At 72.8% G+C, this 23,685-nt stretch carries 19 protein-coding genes and 2 pseudogenes; 14 read left to right on the forward strand and 7 right to left on the reverse strand.

The genetic code is table 11. The features are described 5' to 3' along the window. Positions 1-12: 12 nt before the first annotated feature. The 4 genes from GFH48_RS22650 to GFH48_RS22665 all read left to right on the forward strand — a co-directional run bounded on the left by GFH48_RS22650 (position 13) and on the right by GFH48_RS22665 (position 4,317). The gene (locus GFH48_RS22650; RefSeq protein ID WP_153289999.1) at positions 13-1,206 is read left to right on the forward strand and encodes an amidohydrolase family protein; all 1,194 of its coding nucleotides are present in this window, start codon (positions 13-15) and stop codon (positions 1,204-1,206) included. Positions 1,207-1,213: 7 nt separating this feature from the next. Continuing rightward, on the forward strand, positions 1,214-2,368 hold the full coding sequence (locus GFH48_RS22655) for an acyl-CoA dehydrogenase (RefSeq protein ID WP_153290000.1): 1,155 nt from the start codon (positions 1,214-1,216) through the stop codon (positions 2,366-2,368). A gap of 9 nt (positions 2,369-2,377) precedes the next feature. Beyond that, positions 2,378-3,364 (forward strand): acyl-CoA dehydrogenase family protein, encoded by a 987-nt coding sequence (locus GFH48_RS22660; RefSeq protein WP_153290001.1) that lies wholly within the window; start codon positions 2,378-2,380, stop codon positions 3,362-3,364. A 476-nt stretch (positions 3,365-3,840) separates the two neighbouring features. Further along, positions 3,841-4,317, forward strand: coding sequence for an ATP-binding protein (locus tag GFH48_RS22665; RefSeq protein ID WP_153290002.1), 477 nt, complete (start codon positions 3,841-3,843; stop codon positions 4,315-4,317). Positions 4,318-4,742: 425 nt separating this feature from the next. Here the strand turns inward: GFH48_RS22665 and GFH48_RS22670 are convergent, their stop codons facing one another. Continuing rightward, positions 4,743-5,678, reverse strand: coding sequence for a cyclase family protein (locus tag GFH48_RS22670; RefSeq protein WP_153290003.1), 936 nt, complete (start codon positions 5,676-5,678; stop codon positions 4,743-4,745). Positions 5,679-5,773: 95 nt separating this feature from the next. On the opposite strand from GFH48_RS22670, the gene GFH48_RS22675 reads away from it, so the two are divergent. The 4 genes from GFH48_RS22675 (at position 5,774) to GFH48_RS22690 (ending at position 10,509) form a co-directional block, all read left to right on the forward strand. Continuing rightward, positions 5,774-6,685, forward strand: a complete 912-nt coding sequence (locus GFH48_RS22675; protein ID WP_153290004.1) for an SDR family oxidoreductase — start codon at positions 5,774-5,776, stop codon at positions 6,683-6,685. 36 nt (positions 6,686-6,721) lie between these two features. Beyond that, positions 6,722-7,879 (forward strand): acyl-CoA dehydrogenase family protein, encoded by a 1,158-nt coding sequence (locus GFH48_RS22680; RefSeq protein WP_153290005.1) that lies wholly within the window; start codon positions 6,722-6,724, stop codon positions 7,877-7,879. 28 nt (positions 7,880-7,907) lie between these two features. Next, entirely contained in the window at positions 7,908-8,957 is a 1,050-nt protein-coding gene (locus GFH48_RS22685) for a Zn-dependent alcohol dehydrogenase (RefSeq protein ID WP_153290006.1), read from the forward strand. 124 nt (positions 8,958-9,081) lie between these two features. Beyond that, on the forward strand, positions 9,082-10,509 hold the full coding sequence (locus GFH48_RS22690; protein WP_228120853.1) for an MFS transporter: 1,428 nt from the start codon (positions 9,082-9,084) through the stop codon (positions 10,507-10,509). Here GFH48_RS22690 and GFH48_RS22695 read toward each other — a convergent pair. After that, a pseudogene (locus tag GFH48_RS22695) lies at positions 10,456-11,436 on the reverse strand (GlxA family transcriptional regulator); the annotation flags it as partial. The gene GFH48_RS22690 and the pseudogene GFH48_RS22695 overlap by 54 nt on opposite strands. Positions 11,437-11,507: 71 nt before the next feature. On the opposite strand from GFH48_RS22695, the pseudogene GFH48_RS22700 reads away from it, so the two are divergent. Then, a pseudogene (locus GFH48_RS22700) lies at positions 11,508-12,825 on the forward strand (MFS transporter). 2 nt (positions 12,826-12,827) lie between these two features. Here the strand turns inward: GFH48_RS22700 and GFH48_RS22705 are convergent. The 4 genes from GFH48_RS22705 to GFH48_RS22720 form a co-directional block, all read right to left on the reverse strand. Further along, entirely contained in the window at positions 12,828-13,691 is an 864-nt protein-coding gene (locus GFH48_RS22705) for a hypothetical protein (RefSeq protein WP_228120855.1), read from the reverse strand. Positions 13,692-13,811: 120 nt separating this feature from the next. Next, the gene (locus GFH48_RS22710; RefSeq protein ID WP_153290007.1) at positions 13,812-14,456 is read right to left on the reverse strand and encodes a flavin reductase family protein; all 645 of its coding nucleotides are present in this window, start codon (positions 14,454-14,456) and stop codon (positions 13,812-13,814) included. 161 nt (positions 14,457-14,617) lie between these two features. After that, complete coding sequence (locus GFH48_RS22715) at positions 14,618-15,397, reverse strand: enoyl-CoA hydratase/isomerase family protein (protein ID WP_407698653.1); 780 nt, start codon at positions 15,395-15,397, stop codon at positions 14,618-14,620. Positions 15,398-15,563: 166 nt separating this feature from the next. Beyond that, complete coding sequence (locus tag GFH48_RS22720) at positions 15,564-17,789, reverse strand: acetate--CoA ligase family protein (protein ID WP_153290009.1); 2,226 nt, start codon at positions 17,787-17,789, stop codon at positions 15,564-15,566. A gap of 655 nt (positions 17,790-18,444) precedes the next feature. Here GFH48_RS22720 and GFH48_RS22725 point away from each other — a divergent pair. The 5 genes from GFH48_RS22725 (at position 18,445) to GFH48_RS22745 (ending at position 22,649) form a co-directional block, all read left to right on the forward strand. Then, positions 18,445-19,638: a flavin-containing monooxygenase gene (locus GFH48_RS22725; protein WP_153290010.1), complete on the forward strand. Its 1,194-nt coding sequence runs from the start codon at positions 18,445-18,447 to the stop codon at positions 19,636-19,638. 402 nt (positions 19,639-20,040) lie between these two features. Beyond that, positions 20,041-20,493 carry a DoxX family protein gene (locus tag GFH48_RS22730; RefSeq protein WP_153290011.1) on the forward strand — a complete coding sequence of 151 codons (453 nt, stop codon included), beginning with the start codon at positions 20,041-20,043 and terminating at the stop codon, positions 20,491-20,493. Beyond that, a complete protein-coding gene (locus GFH48_RS22735; RefSeq protein WP_153290012.1) occupies positions 20,490-20,939 on the forward strand; it encodes a Zn-ribbon domain-containing OB-fold protein in 450 nt (149 codons plus the stop codon). The genes GFH48_RS22730 and GFH48_RS22735 overlap by 4 nt, the downstream gene beginning before the upstream one ends. Before the next feature lie 31 nt (positions 20,940-20,970). Continuing rightward, positions 20,971-21,600, forward strand: coding sequence for a GNAT family N-acetyltransferase (locus GFH48_RS22740; protein WP_153290013.1), 630 nt, complete (start codon positions 20,971-20,973; stop codon positions 21,598-21,600). Between the two features lie 152 nt (positions 21,601-21,752). Then, positions 21,753-22,649 carry a GNAT family N-acetyltransferase gene (locus tag GFH48_RS22745; protein WP_153290014.1) on the forward strand — a complete coding sequence of 299 codons (897 nt, stop codon included), beginning with the start codon at positions 21,753-21,755 and terminating at the stop codon, positions 22,647-22,649. A 175-nt stretch (positions 22,650-22,824) separates the two neighbouring features. Here the strand turns inward: GFH48_RS22745 and GFH48_RS22750 are convergent, their stop codons facing one another. Beyond that, complete coding sequence (locus GFH48_RS22750) at positions 22,825-23,481, reverse strand: pyridoxine/pyridoxamine 5'-phosphate oxidase (protein ID WP_153290015.1); 657 nt, start codon at positions 23,479-23,481, stop codon at positions 22,825-22,827. Positions 23,482-23,685: the final 204 nt, after the last annotated feature.

Genomic DNA, 23,685 nt, shown 5'->3' on the forward strand with positions numbered 1-23,685 from the left:
CGGAGGCCACTCATGACGGAACTGCCGCGGATCGTCAGCGTCGACGACCACGTGATCGAGCCCGCGCACCTCTTCGAGACCTGGCTGCCCGCGAAGTACCGCGACCGCGGGCCCAAGCCCCTCACGGCCGGCATCGGCGAGCTCGCCTACGTCGGCGGCAAGTACCGCATCACGATGGACCCGGACGGCCCGCCCACCGACTGGTGGATCTACGAGGACCTCAAGTTCCCGTACAAGCGCAACATCGCCGCCGTCGGCTTCGACCGCGACGAGATGACCCTGGAGGGCATCACCCGCGCGGAGATGCGGCCCGGCTGCTGGGACCCCGCCGAGCGCCTCAAGGACATGGACCTCAACCACGTCGAGGCCAGCCTCTGCTTCCCGACCTTCCCGCGCTTCTGCGGCCAGACCTTCGCCGAGGCGCACGACAAGGAGGTGGCCCTGGCCTGCGTACGCGCCTACAACGACTGGATGGTCGAGGAGTGGTGCGGTGACAGCGGCGGCCGGCTGATCCCGCTCTGCCTCATCCCGCTGTGGGACATCGACCTGGCCGTCGTGGAGATCCGGCGCAACGCGGCCCGCGGCGTGCGCGCGGTGACCTTCTCCGAGATCCCCACCCACCTGGGCCTGCCCTCCATCCACTCCGGCCACTGGGACCCGTTCTTCGCGATCTGCCAGGAGACCGGCACGGTCGTGAACATGCACATCGGGAGCAGCAGCCAGATGCCCGCGGCCTCCCCGGACGCGCCTCCCGCCGTCCAGGCGTCGCTGTCCTTCAACAACGCGATGGCCTCGATGATGGACTTCCTCTTCAGCGGCGTCCTGGTGAAGTTCCCGCGCCTCAAACTCGCCTACTCCGAGGGACAGATGGGCTGGATCCCGTACGCCCTGGAGCGCGCCGACGACGTCTGGGAGGAACACCGCGCCTGGGGCGGCGTCAAGGACCTCGTCCCCGAGCCCCCGTCGACGTACTACTACCGCCAGATCTTCTGCTGCTTCTTCCGCGACAAGCACGGCGTCGCGTCCCTGGACGTCGTGGGCCGCGACAACGCCACCTTCGAGACCGACTACCCGCACGTCGACTCGACCTTCCCGCACACCAAGGAGGTCGCCCTCGACCATGTGAAGGGCCTCGACGACGAGACGGTCCACAAGCTGATGCGCGGCAACGCGATCCGCATGCTGGACCTGGACCTCGACAGGTAGCCGGCCCGTGGACCTCACGTACACGGCCGAGGAGGAGGAGTTCCGGGCCGGGCTGCGCGAGTGGCTCGCCAAGGCGCTCCCGGCGCTGCCCCCGAAACCCTCCCCGGACGACTGGCCAGGCCGCCGCGCCTACGACCTCGGGTGGCAGCGGACCCTGTACGACGCCGGGTACGCCGGACTGCACTGGCCCCTCGACGCCGGAGGCCGGGGCGCGACGCCGGTCCAGCACCTCATCTACCTGGAGGAGACCGAGAAGGCGGGCGCCCCCTACGTGGGGGCCAATTTCGTCGGGCTGCTGCACGCCGGACCGACGATCGCCGCCGAAGGGACCGCCGGGCAGCGGGCGCGCTGGCTGCCGCCGGTGCTGCGCGGCGAGGAGGTCTGGTGCCAGGGGTTCAGCGAACCGGACGCGGGCTCGGACCTCGCGGCGCTGCGCACGCGCGCGTGGCGGGACGGCGACGACTACGTGGTGAGCGGGTCCAAGATCTGGACGTCCCACGCCGAGGTCGCCGACTGGTGCGAGCTGCTGGTGCGCACCGACCCGGCCGCGCCGAAACACCGCGGCATCTCCTGGCTCGCGATGCCCATGGACGCTCCCGGGATCACCGTCCGTCCGCTGCGCACGCTCGCCGGGCCGGCCGAGTTCGCCGAGGTCTTCCTCGACGAGGTGCGGATACCGGTCGCCCACCGCGTCGGCGCCGAGAACGACGGCTGGCGCGTGACGATGGTGACGTTGTCGTACGAACGCGGGACCGCCTTCGTCGGCGAGGTCGTGGCGTGCCGGCGGGTCCTGGGCGAACTCGCCCACGCGGCGCGCGGCAACGGGCGCTGGGACGATCCCGTGCTGCGACGGTGGCTGGGCAGGCTCAACGCCGAGTTCCGCGCGCTGTGGCGGCTCACCCAGTGGAACGTGAGCGAGGCCGGGCGGACGGGCGGAGTGCCGGGCGTCGGCGGCTCGGTCTTCAAGCTGCGGTACTCGCACGCGCGCCAGGAGCTGTACGACGCCGCCGCCGAGGTCCTCGGCCCCGAGGCGCTGGACCTGGACCGGGAGTGGACCCGCGACCGCCTGATGTCCCTCTCGTACACCATCGCGGCCGGCACCTCGCAGATCCAGCGCAACATCGTCGCCGAACGCATCCTGGGTCTGCCGAAAGGGCGGTGAGCTCACCCCGTGGACTTCCAACTCACCGAGGACCAACGCGCCTTGCGGGACGGCGTACGGGCGCTGCTGGCGGGCCGTTTCGGGCCGGAGCCACTGCGGGCGGCGGTGGCCCGCGGCGGCCGGGGTCTCGACCGGGCGCTGTGGCGCGAGCTGGGCGAGGCGGGCTTCTTCTCGCTGCGGCTGCCGGAGGCGGACGGCGGCGCCGGACTCGGACTGCCCGAGGCGGTACTGGCGTTCGAGGAGGCGGGCCGCGTGCTGCTCCCGGGCCCCCTGGTCGCGACGCATCTCGCGGCCGGTGAGGTGCCCGGGGCGGCGACCGGCGAGACCGTGGTCACCGCCGTGTACGGCGGGCTGGTGGAATGGCTGGACGAGTCCGACGCCGTACGGGACGGCGCCTGGGGCCCTGCCGCGGGCGGCGCGGCGGATGCCGTACCGCTCACCTCCGTGGACCCGCTGACACCGCTGCACCGAGTGCCCGGGAACCTCCCCACCGGCCCCACCGGCCGAGCAGGTCCCGCCGGCCGAGCAGGTCCCGTCGGTTCCCCCGCCCCCACCGGCCCTCCCCGCCCCCCGGATCCCCTCGTCACGCTCCTCACCGCCGCCGAGCAGCTCGGCAACGCCGCCCGGACCTGTGAGACGGCGGTGCAACACGCCCGGACCCGTGAGCAGTTCGGGCAGCCGATCGGGGCCTTCCAGGCGGTCAAACACCTGTGCGCGCAGATGCTGGTGCGGGTGGAGCTGGCCCGGGCCGCGGTCTACGCGGCCGCCGTGACCGCGGACCCCATGGACATCGCGGCGGCCCGGCTGCTCGCCGACGACGCCGCCGTGCGCGGCGCCCGTGACTGCCTCCAGGTGCACGGCGGTATGGGCTTCACCTGGGAGTCCGACGTCCATCTGTATCTCAAGCGGGCATGGGTGCGGACCCGGCGAGGCGGGACTGTCACGGAGAGTGAGGAGCTGTTGGCGGCCGATCTGCTGGCCGGAGCGGGCCGGTGAGGCCCTGTCCAGGCAGGCTCCGGGACGGGCCGCGCCGAATGTCACGGATCGTGGCATTTCGGCATCACGGAGCGTCGATATCGGGTTGTGTCCTTTGCGTGACTTGTCACGGCCTGGAGTCGGCGTCGGGCTCGGGTACCTTGTGTGGGATGCGAGTGGTTCCGAGACTGAGCCATCCCGGTGTTGCCCCTGAGGCCGCGCCGGATCCGGCGATGCTCGCCGTTCGTGAGGCGGTCCGGGACCCCGTGACCGTCTGTTCGACTCCCCGTGGCGAGCGTCGCACAGTATCCCGCAGGCGTACTCCTTCGCGCTGGAATATGCCCGAAGCGCTTGTTGGGGTGACTGTACGTCAACCATGCTGTCTCTCAAGGGAATCACGTTCTGTGATTCTGGTTCTGGTCATGCGGGTCATGGCCACGATCGTGGCCCTCGTGAGGCGCGAGGCGATGTGTCCGCCGGTTCGGATGGTGTGAGCGGTGCAGGTGCTTCAAGTGCAGCTGGAGATCCGGCCCGACCCCGCGGAGGTGGGGCGAGCCCGGAGATGGGCCCGGTCGCGGCTCGCCGGATCAGGCATAGAGACCGACGAGCCGCTCGCCGAGACACTGATCCTGCTCGTCTCCGAGCTCGTCACCAACGCCGTGGTGCACACCGGGTGTCCGGCCGTCCTGCGGCTGTCCCTGCCGGGTGTCCCCGGTGAGTCGCTGGGCACGGTCCGCCTGGAGGTGGCCGACTCCAGCGACTGCCCCCCGCGGCCCCGGCACGCCGAGGGCGACGAGACCAACGGCCGCGGCCTGGAACTGGTCGACGGACTCGCGGACCGCTGGGGCTGGAACCCCGAGGGTGTCGGCAAGAGCATCTGGTGCGAGGTGGACCGCTGTACGTCCGCCGCGAAGGCCCCGGCGGCGTACGTGACCTATCAGGGCTTCGCCTACGAGGCGTACGAGGCCGTCTGACGCGTACGCGATTCGTGCATGTATGCACGGATCGCGGCTCTCCGGCGGTGGGCCGGGCCGAATGCGCCGGGTCGTGCTTCTCTGCGCGCCGTCACAAAGGGCCCATAAGTGATAATCCCCCGAACGGGTGTTGACGTGACGTGTCCGTTTGATCACGCTTATGGACAGCGATGCGCCGCGAGGGGACGGCGAGGGTTCCGGTGACGGGAACCCTCGGCGAGTGCGGATCGTGATTCGGCGTCGGCTCCTTCGGGGTCCCAAGGGGCAGGGCGGCTGCGCCGGAGCCGGATGGCGGCGCGCGTTGCCGTGCTCGGGGCGAGCAGTGACGCGCCGCCAGTCGACTCCTTCCGTCGCCTTCCGCTGATTTCCTCCGGTTCCTTCTGTGCGTCCCCGTGCCCCTGCGCCTCCAGGTGTCCCTGTGGTGCCTACAGCAGGGCGACGGGGGCGACCGGTGTGCCCGTACCGCCCACGAAGGGTTCGGGCATCGCCGACAGCAGGAAGGAGTAGCGGCCTTCTTCTCCACAGGCTGTGGACAACTCTTCGAGATTCCAGTTCTGGCCCTGCAGCATCCCCATCTCGACCAGGTCGAGCGCGTGCACGGGCAGCCAGAGGTCCTCGATCTCGGGAGGGAAGATCTCGAAGGTGAGGGTGTCGTTCGCGACGGCCGCGACCTCACGCGCGTGGAACCACTCCGGCGTGTGGACGGACAGTCCCGGCGACGGATATCCGTACCCGTGCTTGTCGCCCGCCAGATAGACCTGGATCTGACCGGTGCGTACGAGCACGATGTCCCCCGCCCGCACCCGGGTGCCGGCCAGCTCCTCGGCGGCGTCCAGGTCCTCGGGGGTCACCGCGTGCCCGCCGTCGAGGCGGCCGACGCCCCGGGCGCGGGCGACGTCCAGCAGTACGCCCCGCGAGACGATGTGCCGGGGCTTGTCGATGCCGCCGAACGCTGCGCCGCCGTGCGGGGTGATCGTGCCGGCCGGGCGGCCGTTGTAGAGCATCCCCGAGTGCGAGACGTGCGTCAGCGCGTCCCAGTGGGTCGCCGCCTGCAGTCCCAGGGTCACGGCGTCGTCGCTGCACGCGACGGTGCCGGGGCCGAAGATCTCCTGGTTGATCTGCACCATGACGTGCAGCGGATTGACCCGCCCGGGGATCATGCCGGTCTGCACCCCGTCCTGCTCGAGGGGGAGTGCGAGGGGGACGCGGCGGCCCGAGCGGACGCCCGCCGCGGCCCGGCGCACCACCTCGTCGGTGATGAGGTTCAGGGTCCCGATCTCGTCGTCGGCACCCCAACGGCCCCAGTTGTTCACGCGCTTGGCGATCTCGTGGAAGGCCGGGTGGAGCGTCGGCAGTGACATGAGTCCTCCCCGAGGGCTTGTCTCCGGGTATCTGACGGGTCGTAGAATCCAGTTGAATCTAACGGACCGTCAGAAACTGCGGGAAGGGGCCGGACGTGGGGAACTTCTTGGCGGGCCAGGTCGTCGCCGTGACGGGGGCGGGCCGGGGCATCGGCCGCGCCGTCGCGCTCGCCGCGGCCGGGGAAGGGGCGCGCGTCGTCGTCAACGACTACGGGGTGTCTGTCGAGGGCGCCGAGCCCACGAGTTCGGTCGCCGACGCCGTGGTCAAGGAGATCGAGGCGGCAGGCGGGGAAGCCGTCGCGGTGGCCGACGACATCTCCACGATGGCGGGCGGACAGCACGTCGTCGACACGGCGCTGACGGCGTACGGGCGGATCGACGGAGTCGTGTGCGTGGCCGGCATCCTGCGCGAGCGGATGCTGTTCAACATGTCCGAGCAGGAGTGGGACTCGGTCGTGGCCACCCATCTGAAGGGCACGTTCACGGTCTTCCGGGCGGCCTCGGCCGTCATGCGCGCACAGGGCTCGGGAACGCTCATCGGTTTCACCAGCGGCAATCACCAGGGTTCCGTGGCGCAGGCCAACTACAGCGCGGCCAAGGGCGGGATCATCTCGCTGGTCCGCAGCGCGGCACTCGGCCTGCACAAGTACGGGGTGACGGCGAACGCGGTCGCTCCGGTCGCCCGTACCCGCATGTCCGCGGGCGTCCCCATGGAACTGGCGGAGATCGGCGAACCGGAGGACGTCGCCGCGCTGGTGGTCTACCTGCTGTCGGACCGCGCCCGGCGGGAACGGATCACCGGGCAGGTGTACACGATCGCCGGGCCGAAGATCGCGGTGTGGGCGCAGCCGCGGGAACTGCGGGCCGGGTACGCGGAGGGCGCCTGGACCCCGGAGCGGATCGCGGACTTCCTGCCGGGCACGGTGGGGGTGGATCCGATGCCACTGCTGGAGCGGGTGGAGGCGATGGCGCGGGCGGCGGCGGAGAAGGCGCGGCCGAACGCGTGAGGGTGCCGTGGTGCCGGCCGAGTGGGAGGACGACACATGGAGTTCGGATTCGACGCCGAGGACGAGGTCTTCCGGCGTACGGCACGGGACTGGCTTGCGGCGCACCATACGGGAGACCCGGGCCGCCGGGACTGGGAACGGGAGCTCGGACGGGACGGCTGGATCGGCCTCGGATGGCCGGAGGACGGGTACGGGAACCGGCGCGCGACCCTGACCCAGCAGGTCGTCTGGGCCGAGGAGTACGCCCGTTCGGGGGCCCCCGCGCGCTCGGGTCACATCGGCGAGAAACTCCTCGCCCCCACCCTCATCGGCCATGGCACGGCTGAGCAGAAGGCCCGCTTCCTGCCCCCGATCGCCCGCGGCGAGGAACTCTGGTGCCAGGGCTACAGCGAGCCCGGTGCGGGCTCCGACCTCGCGGGCATCACGACGACCGCCGTACCGGAGGAGGGTTCCGCGGCCGCCCGGACGTACCGCGTCAGCGGCCAGAAGATCTGGACCTCGCTCGCCCACGAGGCGGACTGGTGCTTCGTCCTGGCCCGCACCCGGCCGGACGCGCAGCGCCACCACGGCCTGTCCCTGCTCCTCGTCCCGATGGACCAGCCGGGCCGCGTCGAGGTCCGGCCGATCCGCCAGCTCACCGGCACCAGCGAGTTCAACGAGGTCTTCTTCGACGGGGCGCGGGCGCGGGCCGAGCATGTCGTCGGCGGCGAGGGCAACGGCTGGCGGGTGGCCATGAGCCTGCTCGGACACGAGCGCGGCGTCTCGACACTCGCCCAGCAGGTCGGCTTCGCCGCGGAGCTGCGACGTGTCGTCGAGACGGCCGTCTCGACGGGCGCGGCCGACGATCCGGTCGTCCGCGACGGTCTGGTGCGGCTGTGGGCGGAACTGCGCACCATGCGCTGGAACGCCCTGCGGACACTGGGCGGTTCGGGCGACGTGGGCGCGCCGAGCGTCGCCAAGCTGCTGTGGGGAGGCTGGCACCAGCGGCTCGGTGACCTCGCGGTGCGGGTACGGGGAGCTGAGGCGTCGACCGGCCCACTGGACTGGTCGGCCGCGGCGCCGTACGAACTCGACCCACTCCAGCACCTGTTCCTGTTCAGCCGGGCCGACACCATCTACGGCGGCTCGGACGAGATCCAGCGCACGATCATCGCCGAGCGCGTGCTCGGTCTGCCGAAGGAACCCAGGGGATAGCCCCGGGGACGAGAGGGGAGCCGGTGCGATGCGAGGCGTGATCTTCGACGGCAAGCAGACCCAGGTCGTGGACGACCTGGAGGTACGCGATCCGGGACCCGGCGAGGTGCGGGTCGCCGTCGCCGCGGCCGGACTCTGCCACAGCGACCTCTCGGTGGTGGACGGGACCATACCGTTCCCCGTTCCGGTGGTGCTGGGCCACGAGGGTGCCGGGGTCGTCGAGTCGGTGGGCGCGGGCGTCACCCACGTCCGGCCCGGAGACCATGTCGCGCTGTCGACACTCGCCAACTGCGGCGCGTGCGCGGAGTGCGACCGGGGACGGCCGACGATGTGCCGCAAGGCGATCGGCATGCCCGGACAGCCGTTCGAGCGGGGCGGGCGACCGCTGTACCAGTTCGCCTCCAACTCGGCCTTCGCGGAACGGACGGTGGTGAAGGCCGTCCAGGCCGTCCGGATCCCGGGGGACATCCCGCTGCCGTCCGCCGCGCTGATCGGCTGCGGGGTGCTGACGGGCGTGGGCGCCGTACTGAACCGCGCGCGGGTGGACCACGGCGAGAGCGTCCTCGTGATCGGCACGGGCGGCATCGGGCTCAACGTGATCCAGGGGGCGCGGATCGCGGGCGCCCTGAAGATCGTCGCGGTCGACTCCAACCCGGCCAAGGAGACGGTGGCCCGCCGGTTCGGCGCCACCCACTTCCTCACCTCCACCGAGGCCGTCCGGGAGATCCTCCCCACGGGCGCGGACCACGCCTTCGAGTGCGTCGGCCGGGTCGAACTCATCCGCCAGGCGATCGACCTGCTGGACCGCCACGGCCAGGCGGTGCTCCTCGGCGTACCGCCCGCCACCGCCGAGGCGTCCTTCCTCGTCTCCGCGATGTACCTGGACAAGTCGATCCTCGGCTGCCGCTACGGTTCGTCGCGACCGCAGCGCGACATCGCCCGCTACGCGGACCTCTACCGCGAGGGCCGCCTGCTGCTCGACGAACTGGTCACCAGGACCTACCCGGTGGAGGAGTTCGACAAGGCGGCGCACGACGCGCACGAGGGGAGGGTGGCTCGGGCGGTACTGACGTTCTAGGGAGCGCTGAGGCGGTTGCCGAGGCGACTGCCGGTGCGGTTGCCGGTGCGGTTGTCGGGGCGGTTGTCCACAGGCCGGGGAAATCCGCTGGGGCGGTGTCGGTGCGGTCCCCTAACGTCGTCGCATGAGCTACCGAGACCTCGCCTCCCGACAGGCCCTGGCCTGGGCCGTCGTGGCCGTCGGCGCCCGGATGCCGGTCGCCATGGCGCCGCTGGCCCTGGTCTTCCTGGTCCGTGAGCGCCCCGGTGGCTACACCCTCGGCGCGGCCCTGGCCGCGGCGTACGTGATCGGTGAGATCGTCGCCGCTCCCGTCCTCGGCACCCGCATGCGTCCGCACCGCGCCCGCCGCCAACTGGCCCTGGGCCTCTCGGCCGGCGCCCTCGGTTTCACGGGCCTGGGCGCGTTCCCGCACGCGCACCCGGCGGTCCTCGCCGCCTGCGCCGCTCTGGCCGGCGCCGCCCCCGCCGCGGCCCCCGGCGGCCTCCGCGCCCTGCTGACCGGCCTCGTCCCGAAGCGGGCCGTAGCCCAGGCACTGTCCGCGGAGTCGATGCTGACCTTCGGCATATGGTCGCTGACCCCGGCGGTGGTCACCGGCCTCGCGCTGGAAGCCGCCCCCAGGGTCCCGCTGCTGCTCGCCGCCGCCCTGATGGCCTCGTCCGTCCCGGGCCTGTGGACGCTGCCCGCGGGCTGGGACGCGGACGAGACGGACCGCGCGGGAGAGTCGATGCCCCGCATCCTGGCCAGGGCCTGGCCCGCGTACGTCATGGGCGCCGCCGGCCTCTCCCTGCTCGCCCTGGCCGAGCTCGTGCTGCCCGCCCTTCTGGAGCAGCGCGGCGCGGGCGTCGGGTGGGCGGGCCCGCTGCTCACAGGGCTGTCGCTGGGCGCGGCGGTGGGCGCTTTCCTGTACGGGCTGCGCTCCTGGCCGGGCCGGCTGAGCACCCGGAGCACGGTGCTGACCTGCGGTATGGCGGCGTGCCTCGCGCTGGTCGCGCTGATACCCGACCTCGCCTGGATGGCCTGCGCCCTGGTGTTCGCGGGTGTCCTGCAGGCGGGCGCGATGCTCACCCGCAATCTGTCGCTGCGCGAGATGCTCCCGCCGAGCGCGCTGGCGGCGGGATACTCGGTGATGTACGCGGCGGTGGGCGCGGGGTACGCGGCGACGGGCTCACTGGCGGGCGCCCTGCTCCCCTTCGTCGCCCCCTCGACCGCGATCCTCGCCGGCGTCGGCCTCACCCTGCTGCTCACGCTCGTGGGCGCGTGGGGCGAACGCGACCGCACGGCGAGCGCCGGGGACCGCTCAGCCGGCGCCGACCCGGGAGCCGCCGGACCGGGTGCCACCGACTCGGGTGCCACGGGGCGGGGTGCCGGCGGGCGGGGTGGCTCGGGGCGGGAGGTCCGCGAGGGGGCTGTCCGCGACGGTGCCGTCCGCGGGCCGGAGGTCCGTGAGGGGGTGGCCGGCATCCCCGTCCAGCCCGCCGCCCGTGACCTCCCGGTTGGAGGAACGGAAGGTACGGCGGTACGTGGTGGGGGTGACCCCGAGCACCGCCTGTAGGTGCTGCCGCATCGACTGGGCCGTGCCGAAGCCGGCGTCCCGCGCCACCTGGTCGACGGACAGATCGCTGGACTCCAGCAGCTGCCGGGCCCGTTCGACGCGTTGCAGGGTGAGCCACTGTCCGGGGCTGACGCCGACCTCCTCGCGGAAACGGCGCGTGAAGGTGCGCACGGACATGGACTCCTGCCCGGCCATGTCGCGCAGCTGGATCGGCTCACCGAGGCGGTCGAGCGCCCAGGCACGGGCCGCGGTCGTGGTGGCCGCCTGCGGTTCGGGGACGGGCCTTTGGACGTACTGCGCCTGACCGCCGTCGCGGTGCGGCGGTACGACGGTCCGGCGGGCCACGTCGTTGGCGACGGCCGTCCCGTGGTCCCGGCGGACGATATGGAGGCACAGGTCGATTCCGGCGGCGACGCCCGCGGAGGTGAGGACGTCCCCGTCGTCGACGAAGAGCACGTCGGCGTCGACCCTGACCTTGGGGAAGAGCCGCTGGAAGTGCTCGGCGTGGGACCAGTGGGTGGTGGCGGGGCGGCCGTCGAGGTACCCGGCGGCGGCGAGGACGTATCCACCGGTGCAGATGGAGACGAGCCGGGTGCCGGGGCGGATGTGGGCGAGGGCGGCGGCCAGTTCGGGGGTCAGGGCGCCCTCCTCGTGGACCGGGCCGAGTTCGTAGGAGGCGGGGACGACGACGGTGTCGGCGGTGGCGAGTGCCTCCGGCCCGTTGGCGACGAGGACGGCGAAGTCGGCGTCGGTGGCGACGGGGCCCGGCGCCCGGACCGAGCAGGTGACGACCTCGTACAGGGAGCGTCCCCCGGCGTCCCGTGACTTGCCGAAGATCCGCTGGGGGATGCCGAGTTCGAAGGGCAGCAGCCCGTCGAGAGCGAGCACGACGACGCGGTGGCGGCGGAACGTACTCCGAGTACCCATGGCCCGATCCTAGCGAATGATGTCCTTCGGGCCACTCGTTCGGGAAGGCCGAAAGCCCGAAGCTCTATGTCGTGACCCAGACAACCGACGCCGTGGACGCCGCCCAGATGTCCTCCGCCCCCGGGCGGACCCGAATCCACCGTGCCTGGTTCGTCGCCGCCGTCACCTTTGTGACGATCATCGGCGCCGCGGCCTTCCGTTCGCTGCCGGGCCTGCTGATCGACCCCCTGCACCAGGAGTTCCACTGGTCGCGCGGCACGATCGGCGCGGCGGTGTCGATCAACCTCGCGCTGTACGGGCTGACGGCGCCCTTCGCGGCCGCGCTGATGGACCGTTTCGGCATCCGGCGCGTGGTCGCGGTCGCCCTGATGGTGATCGCGCTCGGCTCCGGGCTGACCGTGTGGATGACGGCGGCCTGGCAACTGCTGCTCTGCTGGGGCCTGCTGGTGGGGCTGGGCTCCGGCTCGATGGCCCTGGCCTTCGCGGCGACGGTCACCAACCGCTGGTTCACGACGCGCAAGGGCCTGGTGACCGGCATCCTGACGGCGGCCTCGGCCTCCGGTCAGCTGATCTTCCTGCCGGTGCTCTCCTGGATCGTCACGGAGCACGACTGGCGCCCGGCCGCGGTGACGGTCGCCCTCGCGGCGCTCGCGGTCGTCCCCTTCGTCTGGCTGCTGCTGCGCGACCATCCGGCGGACGTCGGTCTGAAGGCCTACGGCGCGGCCGAGTTCGTGCCGAAGCCCGCGCCGGTGCAGGGCGCGGCCCGGCGTGCCGTGACCGTCCTCCTCTCCGCGGTCCGCACCGGCCCCTTCTGGCTGCTGGCCGGCACCTTCGCGATCTGCGGCGCCTCGACCAACGGCCTGATCCAGACGCACTTCGTACCCGCCGCCCACGACCACGGGATGCCGATCACGGCGGCGGCCTCGCTGCTCGCGGTCATCGGGGTCTTCGACGTGGCCGGAACGATCGCCTCCGGCTGGTTCACCGACCGCTTCGAACCGCGCCGGCTGCTCGCGGTCTACTACGCGCTGCGCGGTGTCTCGCTCCTCTTCCTCCCCATGCTCATGTCCTCGACCGTGCACCCCCCCGATGATCTTCTTCATCGTCTTCTACGGTCTCGACTGGGTGGCCACGGTCCCGCCCACCCTGGCCCTGTGCCGTGAGCAGTACGGCGAGGACAGCGCCATCGTCTTCGGCTGGGTACTGGCCTCCCACCAGATCGGCGCCGCCCTCGTCGCCTTCCTCGGCGGTGTCGCGCGGGACGCGTTCGGTTCGTACGACATGGTGTGGGTGGCCTCGGGCGCGCTGTGCGCGGTGGCGGCGATGATGGCGCTGGTCATCAGGCGGCGACCGGCCGTCCCCGTGCTGGCCGTGCGGACGGCCGTCTGAGGTCAGCGCGCCGGAAGCCGGTCGTACGTCTTGAAGGTGTACCGCGCGGACAGGGTGATCGCGTTCCCGGCCGTTCGCGGCAGACCGAGCCGGTCGTCGACGAGCCGGCCCAGCGGGCCGCAGCCCACGGGGGCCGGGGCGGTGAAGGTGTCGTCGTACGCGTCGAACCTGATGACCGGCGGGTCCTGGGACTCCCACTCGGAGTCGCCCGCGCGCTGAAGACGGAGCTCGATGGGGGCGTCGCCGCCTATGACGCAGCCGTGCGGCAGGAGGGGGCTCAGGGCGCGGAAGCGCAGGGTGAACAGGCCCAGGCTGTTCCCGGTGGAGTAGAAGTCGGACCTGCCGCCGTACTCGGGACGCAGGGCCAGGGGCAGCAGGGGGCCGTGACCGGCGGTGCCGGTGCCGAGCAGGCCGCCGGGGACGGGGGTCGAGGCGCTGCGCAGCGCGCCCCAGACCTGCCCGTCGCTGCCGTCCGGCAACGGGCCCTCGGCATGGGTGAGGGTCATCGGCGCCAGCTCGGGAACGGTCCGGCTGCCGAGGGTCAACGAACCGGTGGCCATGAGGACTTCGCACTTCCAGCGGGCCGCGTCGACACCGGCCGGGATGGCGGGGCAGTCACCGAAGTCGTACGGGCCGGCGGGCGGAGCGGCGGTCGCGGCGGCGGAGGTGGGGGCGACGGTGGTGGCGACGGTGGCGGTGGTCGAGGTGTTCGTGGCGACGACGGGGGTGGTGTCCACGGCGACGGTGGCGGCGACGGCGGAGGAGCCGGCCGTGGCGGTGATCGTGGTGGCGAGGACGACGGCGACGGCGAGCCCGGCGGCCCCGCGGCGAACGGCCGGGTGGCGCTTCTCAGCGGTGATCTCCATGCCTTCAGCCTGCCGCCGGGCACCCCTGGGCAGCCACCGGGAAGCCCCTCGCCCTACCCTGAACCGTCCCTGACCTCACGTCAGGGTTCGTCCCCGAGTTTCAGGGACCGGACTCCCCGATCACCTGGACGAACCGGCCTGGACGAAGCGCCCCCGGTGGAACAGCAACGGCGCGACGCCCTCGCCACCGCCACCGTCTCCCGTCCCGAGCGCGTCCACCCGTCCGACCACGATGAGATGGTCCCCGCCCGTGTGCACCGCGTGGATCGTGCAGTCGATCCAGGCCGCGGCCCCCGCGAGACGGGGGGAGCCGGAGACGGGCGCCGCGTCGTACCCGACCCCCGCGAACTTGTCCGCCCCGCTCACCGCGAACCCACGGCACAGGTCGCCCTGATGCGCGCCCAGCACGTTCACGCAGAAGACGCCGGCGCGGGCGATCCGTGGCCAGGTCGCCGACGTGCGGCCGACCATGAAACAGACCAGCGGTGGGTCCAGGGAGAGGGAGGAGAACGACTGGCAGGCGAAACCGGCGGGCCCCGCCCCCGCCGCCTCCGCGGGTCCCTCCGGCGCGGTGACGACGGTCACACCGGTCGCGAAGTTCCCCAGTACCCGCCGGAACTCGCCCGGATCGACCGGCGCCCGCTCGTCCTCGCCGACCGCGCGCAGTTCGGGCCGCGGCAGCATCTCGACCGGCCCCGCGACGGTGGGGGCCCCGGCCGACCGGAGATAGCGCACGGCGGCCGCCGCCATTCCTGCGTGTCCCATCACGCCAGCCATTGAACCTGACGTGCCGTCAGATAGGAAGGGGGCGGGGAGCGCGGAGCGCGGAGCGAGGGGAGGAGGGCGGCGAGGACTCCACCGGACGCGCCGGACGCGTCGGACGGCCCGCGGATCGCGAGGCGGAGCCGACCGGCTGTCACGGTCTCTCACCGGCCCCGGTACTCGGCCGCCCGCCGCTCCACGAAGCTCGCCACCCCTTCCTTCGCGTCCGCCGTCGTCATGTTGATCTCCTGGGCGGCCGCCTCCGCGGCGAACGCGGCGGTGCGGTCGGTGTCGAGGGAGGCGTTGACCAGCTGTTTGGTGAGGGCCAGGGCGCGCGTCGGCCCCGTGGCCAGGCGTTCGGCCCACTCGCGTGCGGTCTTCTCCAGGTCCTCGGGCGGGACGACGCGGTTGACGAGACCGAGGCGTTCGGCGTCTCTGGCCGTGAGCGCGTCGCCGAAGAACATCAGCTCCTTCGCGCGCTGCGGCCCGATGAGACGCGGCAGCAGATACGCTCCTCCGCCGTCGGGGACCAGTCCGCGACGCACGAACACCTCGATGAACCGGGCCGGTTCGGCGGCGAGTACGAGGTCGCAGGCGAGGGCGAGATGGGCGCCGAGACCGGCCGCGGTGCCGTTGACCGCCGCGATCACCGGCTTCTCGCAGTCGAGGACCGCCGCGACGAGCCGCTGGGCGCCGAGCCGGAGCGTGCGGGCGACGTCGCCGGTGATCCGCTCGCCCGCCGCGGGCGCCCCCCTCAGGTCCGCGCCCGCGCAGAAACCGCGGCCCGTCGCGGTGATCACCACGGCCCGGACGTCCGGATCCGCGGACGCCGACGCGAGCAGCGCGATCACGCGTTCGCGCTGGTCCCAGGTGAGGGCGTTCATCGTCTGGGGGCGGTCGAGGGTGATCCACGAGACGGCGTTGTCAGTGGCGTGACGTATCAATGAGTCGAGAGGGGCGGGCTTGTCAGGAGATCGAATGGATTCATCTGTTTTCCGTGATTCGGCGGATTCATCGGATTCACCGGATTCGGCCGACGGGCGGGGGGAGGCGGGCATGAGGGTGCTCCAGTTCGTACGGGACGTGGTCGGCGGTCGGTGGCGCGGCCGGTCAGCGGCACACCACCAGGGCGTCCAGCGCCACCGCGCCCTGCCCTCTGGGCAGCACCATCAGCGGGTTGATGTCGAGCTCGGCGATGTCGTCACCGAGCTCCAGGGCCATCCGCTGGACACGCAGGACGACCTCGACGAGCGCGTCCACATCCACCGGCGGCGCCCCCCGCACGCCGTCCAGGAGCGCCCGGCCGCGCAGCTCGCGGAGCATCCCCCGGGCCTGGTCCTCACCGAAGGGCGGCACACGGACGGCCGTGTCCCGCAGCACCTCGACGAGGACGCCACCGAGCCCGACGGCCACGGTCGGCCCGAACAGCCGGTCGTGCGTGACCCCCACGACCATCTCGACGCCCCGCTCGACCATCTGGCACACCAGCACCCCGTCCAGCGAGATCCCCTCGTAGCGCGCGATGTCGGTCAGTTCGCGGTAGGCGTCCCTGACCTGGCTCGCGGAGGTCAGCCCGATCTTCACCAGGCCGAGTTCGGTCTTGTGGGCGATCTGCGCGCCGGAGGCCTTCATGACCACGGGGTAGCCCACCAGGCCGGCCGCGCGCACGGCAGCCGCCGCGCTGGTCACCAACTGCTCGCGCGGCACCCGGATCCCGTACGCGCGCAGCAGCTGTTTCGCCGCGTGCTCGCTCAGTTGCCGGCCCGGCCGCATCAGTGCCTGGGCCTTGCGGAAGGAGGGCGAGGGGGTGCGGGGAGCCTCGTCGAAGGGCGAGCGGTACGCGCCGACGAACCGGTGGTGCTCCAGATGGGCCCGCACGGCGGTGATGCAGTTGGCGAACGTACGGAAGGTGGCGACCCGCGACGACCCGAGCAGCGTCTCGCGGTAGGCGGCCTCGGTGCCGACCGGCGACCCCCACACCACGCACACCAGCTTGTCCGTCCCCTCCGCCGCGTCCACCAGGTCCTGCGCGAGCCTGTCGCTCATCGGCGGGAAGGGGCCGGTGATCGGACAGATCAGCACCCCGATCTCCGGATCGGCGAGGAGGGCGTCGATGATCTTGCGACCGCGCCGGTCGCCGACCGGGTGTCCCCCGTTGTCGACGGGGTTGGCCACGTTCAGGTACTCGGGTATCCACTGGTGCAGCTCGGCCTGCTTGGCCGCCGAGAGGTCCGGCAGGCGCAGCCCCGCCGCCGTCGCCAGGTCGGCGAAGTGCGCGCCCGTGCCGCCGGAGATCGAACAGACGGCGACCCCGTCGGCCAGCGGGGGGCGCGCGCGGGCCAGCAGCGCGGCGGTGTCCTGGAGTTCGTCGAGCCCGTCGACGCGGATCACGCCGTACTGCCGCATCGCGGCGTCCACCACCGTGTCGGCGCCGGTCAGCTTGCCGGTGTGGGAGGCGGCGGTGCGGGCGCCGGTCTCGGTGCGGCCGACCTTGACGGCGACGACGGGCACCCCGCGCCGGGCGGCGCGGTCGGCGGCGAGCAGGAAGGAACGGCCGTCCTTGAGCCCCTCGACGTAGCAGGCGATGGCGCCGACCTCGGGCCGCTCGGAGAAGTAGGAGATGAAGTCGGCGGTCTCCAGGTCGGCCTCGTTGCCGGTGGGCGCCCAGTGGGAGAGGCGTACGCCCAGTTCCTGCATCGCGAAGACCGGACGCCCCTGGTGGCCGGACTGGGTGATGAGGGCGACGGCGGGACCGTCGAGGTCGTCGCGGAACCGTTCGAAGGCGTTGAGGTTGGTGTTGGGGCCCAGCAGTCGCAGGCCGGAGCGGCGGACGGCGGCGGCGAGCCGGGTCTGCGCGGCCGCGCCCTCGGCGCCGGTCTCGGCGAACCCGGAGGCGAAGGCGACCGCGAACTTCACCTTGGCCTCGCCCAGTTCGCCGATCACGCCGAGCGGGTCGCCGACCAGCAGCGCGGCCAGATCGACCTGCTCGGGCAGGTCCGCGACGGACGGGAAGCAGGGCAGACCGAAGACGGTCCGGCGGGTGGGGTGCACCGGGTGCAGCCGGGCCCCGACCCGCTCGGCCCAGGAGATCAGCTGCCGGGTGATGCCGGTGTTCGGCCGTCCCTCGGTGTCCGAGGCGCCGACGACGGCCACCGACTCGGGACGGAAGAAGCGGTCCAGATCGGGCACGTCGGCGTACAGCGGGCGCCCGCTGACGTCGAAGTCGTCGACATCGGCCGGCCGGCCGTGCACGACGGGTGAGGGCTGCTCGCCGCAGGCGATGACCCGGGCCCGGCGGGAGTCGGTGGTGAGGGTGCCGTGGGTTGATCCAAGCATCGGTCCGCCCGCTCCTGTGTGACAGCCAATTAACTGACGCTCTGTCAGATTACTTAACTGACGGCCTGTCAGGAACAGTCGTGCAGGCAAAGCCGCGTACGTGCGGTGAGGGCCGTGCGCCGCCGTGGGCAACACGGGCGACAGCTCGTGCGGTGCGTGGCAGGCGTGTGGCGGTTGTGCGGCAGACGGGCGGCGGTTGCGTGGACGGGCGCGACGGGCACCTGGTTCGTACCCCGCGGTACGGGGCCCGGAACCCGTCGTCGGGTTCCGGTGTCACGGCCCGAACCCGACGACGGGTTCCGGTGTCCCGGGGCTGGTCCTCGCGCGCCCTCGGCCGTGTACGGCGTCCCGACGGACCTCGCCCGCCCGTACAGTTCGTCGGGCCCGATCAGCGGTACGTCACCTCGGGCCGCCCCGGCGCCCGGCGCGTCACCGAAGCCCGCGGCGCCGAAGCGGCCGGGCGAGGGACGGACAGCCGGCCCGGAGTGACGCGCCGACAAGTCCCCAGCTCAATCGCGCACTTCGACGACCACGCGGGTTCCAAGTGACCTACGCCACCATCCGCACGCACCACTCCTACAGTCGTGATCAGTTCGCAACCGATTCCGGGCTTGACCGAGACCTATCAATTGATGACGTGATTACGCTCGCGCTCATGGCCGACTCGACTGCTTCCTCCACACTCCACCCGGTACCGTCACACGAGGACCGCCCCGTGTACGTGATCGGCGGCGGCCCCGGCGGCCTCGCGACGGCGTACGCGTTGCGCGCCCAGGGCGTACGGGCCGTCGTACTGGAGAAGTCCGACCGGGTCGGGGCCTCCTGGCGGCGTCACTACGACCGGCTGCACCTGCACACGACGCGGCGGCTGTCCGCCCTCCCGGGACTCGCGATGCCCCGTGCGTTCGGGCGCTGGGTCTCGCGCGACAACGTGGTGCGCTATCTGGAGAAGTACGCCGAGCACCACCAGCTGGAGATCGTCACGGGGGTCGAGGTCTCCCGCGTCGAACGCGCCGGCGACTCCTGGCTGCTGCTCGCCACCGGGGGCCGCGAACTGACCGGCAGCGCGGTCGTCGTCGCCACCGGCCACAACCACACGCCCCGCGTGCCGGACTGGCCCGGCCGCGACGCGTACAGCGGCGAACTCCTGCACGCCGGCGAGTACCGCAACCCGGCCCCCTACGCCGGACGGGACGTCCTGGTCGTCGGCGTCGGCAACACGGGCGCCGAGATCGCCGTGGACCTGGTCGAGGGCGGCGCCGGGCGGGTGCGGCTCGCGGTGCGCACCGCCCCGCACATCGTGCGGCGCTCCACGGCCGGCTGGGCGGCCCAGTTCACCGGCATCCTCGTCCGCCGGCTGCCGGTGCGTCTTGTCGACGCCCTCGCCGGGCCGATGGCCAGGGTGAGCGTCCCCGACCTGTCGGCGCAGGGGCTGCCGCGCCCCGCCACCGGCCTCTACTCGCGGGTCAAGGAGGGCTCGATCCCCGTCCAGGACGTCGGCCTGATCGACGCCGTGCGCAAGGGGCGGGTCGAGATCGTGGCCGCGGTGGAGGGCTTCGAGGAGGGCAAGGTCGTCCTCGCCGACGGCACCCGGATCGGCCCCGACGCTGTGATCGCCGCGACCGGGTACGAGCGCGCCCTGGAGGGCATGGTCGGACACCTCGGCGTGCTGGACGCGCGCGGCCGCCCGGTCGTGCACGGCGGACGCACCCCGAAGAACGCGCCCGGTCTGTACTTCACCGGTTTCACCAACCCCATCAGCGGCATGTTCCGCGAACTCGCCCTGGACGCGCGGAAGACGGCGAAGGCCGTGGCACGCGCCGCGGGACGGGCCGGCACCGCGAACTGAGCCGGTCCCGCGGGGCGCGCCGGATCCGCAGGCCCTAGTCCGCTCGGCGCGAACCGGGCCCAAGCCGGGCGGCACGAGATCAGCACCGGACACGGGCGGGACAGGACACGGGCGGGACCAATCACGGGCGGGGCGGGTCCCCACGCTGGACCGCTCACGCGCAGGACCGCTCACGCGCTCACGCGGACACCGGCACGACCGCAGACAAGCAGGGCCCGACCCGCGCGTGACCCCGAGTCCCGCGGTGGAACCGCCGGCGGCGGTGTTCTCCCGGCAGGCCGGTCCCGTGGCGCCGGGGGTGCTCGACGGGTGGGTTCGTGTCCCCGCGTCCCTTGCGCGAGGGTGCCTTCGTCCGCTGAACTGACGTACCGTCAGATGGCGGCGACGGCAGGAGGTTCGGCCATGGACACGATCTGGCTCGACGGGGCGCAATGGCTGGCCGTGCTGCGGATCGGGCTCGGTCTGTGGTGGCTGGAGAGCTGGCGGCACAAGGACAAGGCGGGCTGGTTCGAGCGGGGGACCGGGATCGCGTGGGCCGCGGACGTGGCGGCCAAACACCGGTGGAGCGCCGTGCGTTCCGGCTTCGAGACGATTGTGGCGCCGCGTCCGAAGGCGATGGCCTACGTCGTCGTCCACGCGGAACTCGCCCTCGGGCTGGGCCTGGTGGCCGGACTGCTGACCCCGGTCGCCCTGGCCGGGGGGCTGCTGCTCAACGTCCTGTACTTCACGCTCATGATCCACGACTGGGCCGAGCAGGGACAGAACGCGATGATGGCGCTGATCTCGGCCGTCGCCCTGTTCGGGATGTCCTGGCAGACGTGGTCGCTGGACGACGCGATCGGGCTCTTCCGGTGAGCGCCCGGTTCGACGTGCCCGAGACCGACGCCTTCACCCGGCCGTACTGGGACGCGGCCGCGGCGGGCCGGCTGCTGCTGCGCCACTGCGACGCCTGCGGGCGGCCGCATCACTACCCCCGCGAGTTCTGTCCGCACTGCTGGAGCGAGGACGTGCGCTGGCGGCCCGCGAGCGGCCGCGCGACGCTCTACACGTGGTCCGTCGTGCACCGCAACGACCTCCCGCCGTTCGGCGGCCGTGTGCCGTACGTCGCGGCCGTCGTCGATCTCGCCGAGGGGCCGCGGATGATGACCGAGGTGGTGGAGTGCGCGCCGGCCGCCCTGCGGATCGGCATGGAACTCCGGGTGACCTTCCGCGACGGCACGCCCGTCTTCCGCCCCCGACCCGCCGCCGCCGCGCCCGCGCACCCCCACGGTCCCCCGGCGCCTCGGGCGCCCCGGGTGTGAGTTCGGGCCGCCGACGCGTTTCAATGGCTGGATGTCCGGTTTCCACGTGAAGTCCTCCGCCGAGCCCTTTCCCGAGCTGCACGGCCACGGTCTGTTGCTGCGGCCCTGGGACGCGGATTCCGACGTCGACGTCGCGGCCTGGCTGCGCGGCGTGTCCGATCCGGAGTTCCAGCGCTGGAACACCCCGCTCCGGCCCGTCCGGGACATCGACAGCGCCCGCGAGTCGCTCCGCTCGCGCACCGAGAGCGCCGCCGACGGCACAGGCGTCTCCTTCTGCGTCATGGCCGAGTCGGGCGGTACGGCACTGGGGCACATCGGCATCAACGAGATCGACCACGTCATGCGCGTCGCCCGCGTCGGGTACTGGGTCCTGCCGGAGGCCCGCGGCCACCAGGTCGCCACCCGGGCCCTCGCCCTGGCCTCCCGCTTCGCCTTCGGAGCGATTCGTCTGCACCGGCTGGAACTGGGACACGCCCTCGGCCACGAGGCCTCCTGCCGGGTCGCCGAGCGCTGCGGGTTCCGTTACGAGGGGACGCTCAGAGGCGCGATGTTCCAAGCCGGACGGCACGACGCGTTCCGGGACGTCCATCTGCACGCGCGGGTCGCGACCGACCCGATGCCGGTGCTGCCGGACCCGGACCCGGACCCGGACCCGGCCTAGCCGTCTCACGCCCTGTGAGGTCCCGTCGTCGGGTCCGTCCCGCTTCCCGGCCTGTCGCCGTGCCGGATGGGCCGTGCCCGAGGAGCCGTACCGGAAGAGCCCCGCCGGAAATCCGGAGGCGGCGGACGGGCGGCAGGCGGGATCATGACGGCATGCCTCGTGAGTCTTATGCCTGGGCGGTCACCCACGACGTGGACGCCTTCCTCGCGCGTGCGGGGGACTTCCTCCGTTCGCGGCCCGCTCTGCACACCGTGCCGCTGACGGTGACCCACGCGCTGCGCACCCGGGGTCCGAACACGTTCGGGGCGCAGGCGCCGGTGTTCGGCCTGCTGGAGCGGGACGGGGACGTGCGCGCGGCCTTCTTCCGCACGCCACCCCACCGGCTGAACGTCACCTCCCTGTCCGAGGAGGACGCCGACTCCCTCGCCGCGCGCCTGGCGGGCCTCGGGCACGACCTGCCGGGCGTCACCGCCGACCGGACCACCGCCGCGGCCTTCGCCGAGGCCTGGCAGCGGCTCCGCACCGGGACGAGTGCCCCGCTGCACCGCCACGACCGGCTGTACCGGCTGGACACCCCGGCCGTGCCCGGGCCCGTCCCGCCCGGCCGGCCGCAGGCCGCCGGGGAGGGCGACCGGGCGCTGCTCGCCCGGTGGTACGGCGAGTTCGCCGAAGCGGTCGGTGAGCGGACCTCGCGTGACGCCGGCGACTGGGCCGCCGCGCGGATCGCCTACGGCGGCATCACCCTCTGGGAGACGCCGGGCGGCACCCCGGTCGCGATGGCCGGCGCGACCCCGCGGATCGCCGGTCAGGTGCGTGTCGGCCCCGTGTACACCCCGGCCCCGTTCCGCGGCCGAGGCTATGCGGGGGCCGCCACCGTCGAGGTCGGCCGGGCCGCGCTGGCCTCCGGAGTCGACGAGGTCCTGCTCTTCACGGACCTCTCCAACCCCACCAGCAACGGCCTCTACCAGCGGATCGGCTACCGGCCCGTGGCCGACTTCGACGTGTACGACTTCGAGGACGCGCCGCGTCCCGCGGGAGCGTCGGCCTGAGGGTGACGGGCGGTCGCGTCCAACGTCCTCCGTCCAACGTCCTCCGTCCTCCGTCCTCCGTTCACCGTTCACCGTGCGTCGTTCTCCGGGCCGCGGGTGGGCGGGGGCCGGTCGAGCAGGTCCCCGCGCCCCCAGGAGGACGCGGGCCGCGTCCCCGGCCCGGCGCCTCAGCCACTCAGGGCCACAGCAGTTCCGTGCGCCACTCCGCCCCCGTACGGCGGTAGACGAGTCGCACGTGCCGGCGTCGCGCGTCGCCCTGGAAGAACTCCACCTCCTCCGGCTGGAGGCGGTAGAGGGTCCAGGTCGGCGCCGCCGCGTCCGGCTCGCGCCCCGCGCGCTGCCAGGCGGCGTCCGAAGCGCGCGCCAACTCCTCGACCGAGCCGAGCACTTCGCTCTGCCTGCCGACCAGGGCGGCGGCCAGCGCGCCCGTCGAGCGGGCGTGCAGGTCCGCCTGCCCCTCCTCCGGCGGAGCGACCGCCACCGGGCCGCGCAGCCGGATCTGACGGCCCTGTGCGGGCCAGTAGAAGTCGAGCGCCGCGTAGGGGCGGACGGCGAGCTGACGTCCCTTGCGGCTGGTGGTGTGGCTCGCGAACGCCCATCCGTCCGCGTCCGCGCCGTGCAGCATCACGATCCGTACGTCCGGCAGACCGTCCTCGTCCACCGTCGCCAGCGACATCGTGTGCGGCTCGGTCTGACCCGCCGCGGCCGCCTGCGCGAGCCACTCCGTGAACAGGGCCAGGGGCGCGGCGGGCGCGGCCATCGGGTCGAAGTCCGGCAGCTCGACGTCCCACACCCGCAGTGACCTCAGCAGTTCGTGAAGATCCGTTCCCATGCCCCGAGTATCACTCGGGTGGTCGGCAGAGCTGCGCCGTCAGCACTCCGCGCAGCAGTTCGGCGTCCACGAACTCCCCGTCCTCGGGTGCGCCGGCGCCCCAGCCGAGCGGGTAGGCGCTGCCCTCCGGCGCGGGGACCCCGATGTACTCGTCCTGTCCGCACCGGGCGAACCGGCGGGCCCCCGGCGGCCAGTCGTGCTCCG

The sequence above is a fragment of the Streptomyces fagopyri genome, assembly GCF_009498275.1.
Classification (GTDB): domain Bacteria; phylum Actinomycetota; class Actinomycetes; order Streptomycetales; family Streptomycetaceae; genus Streptomyces; species Streptomyces fagopyri.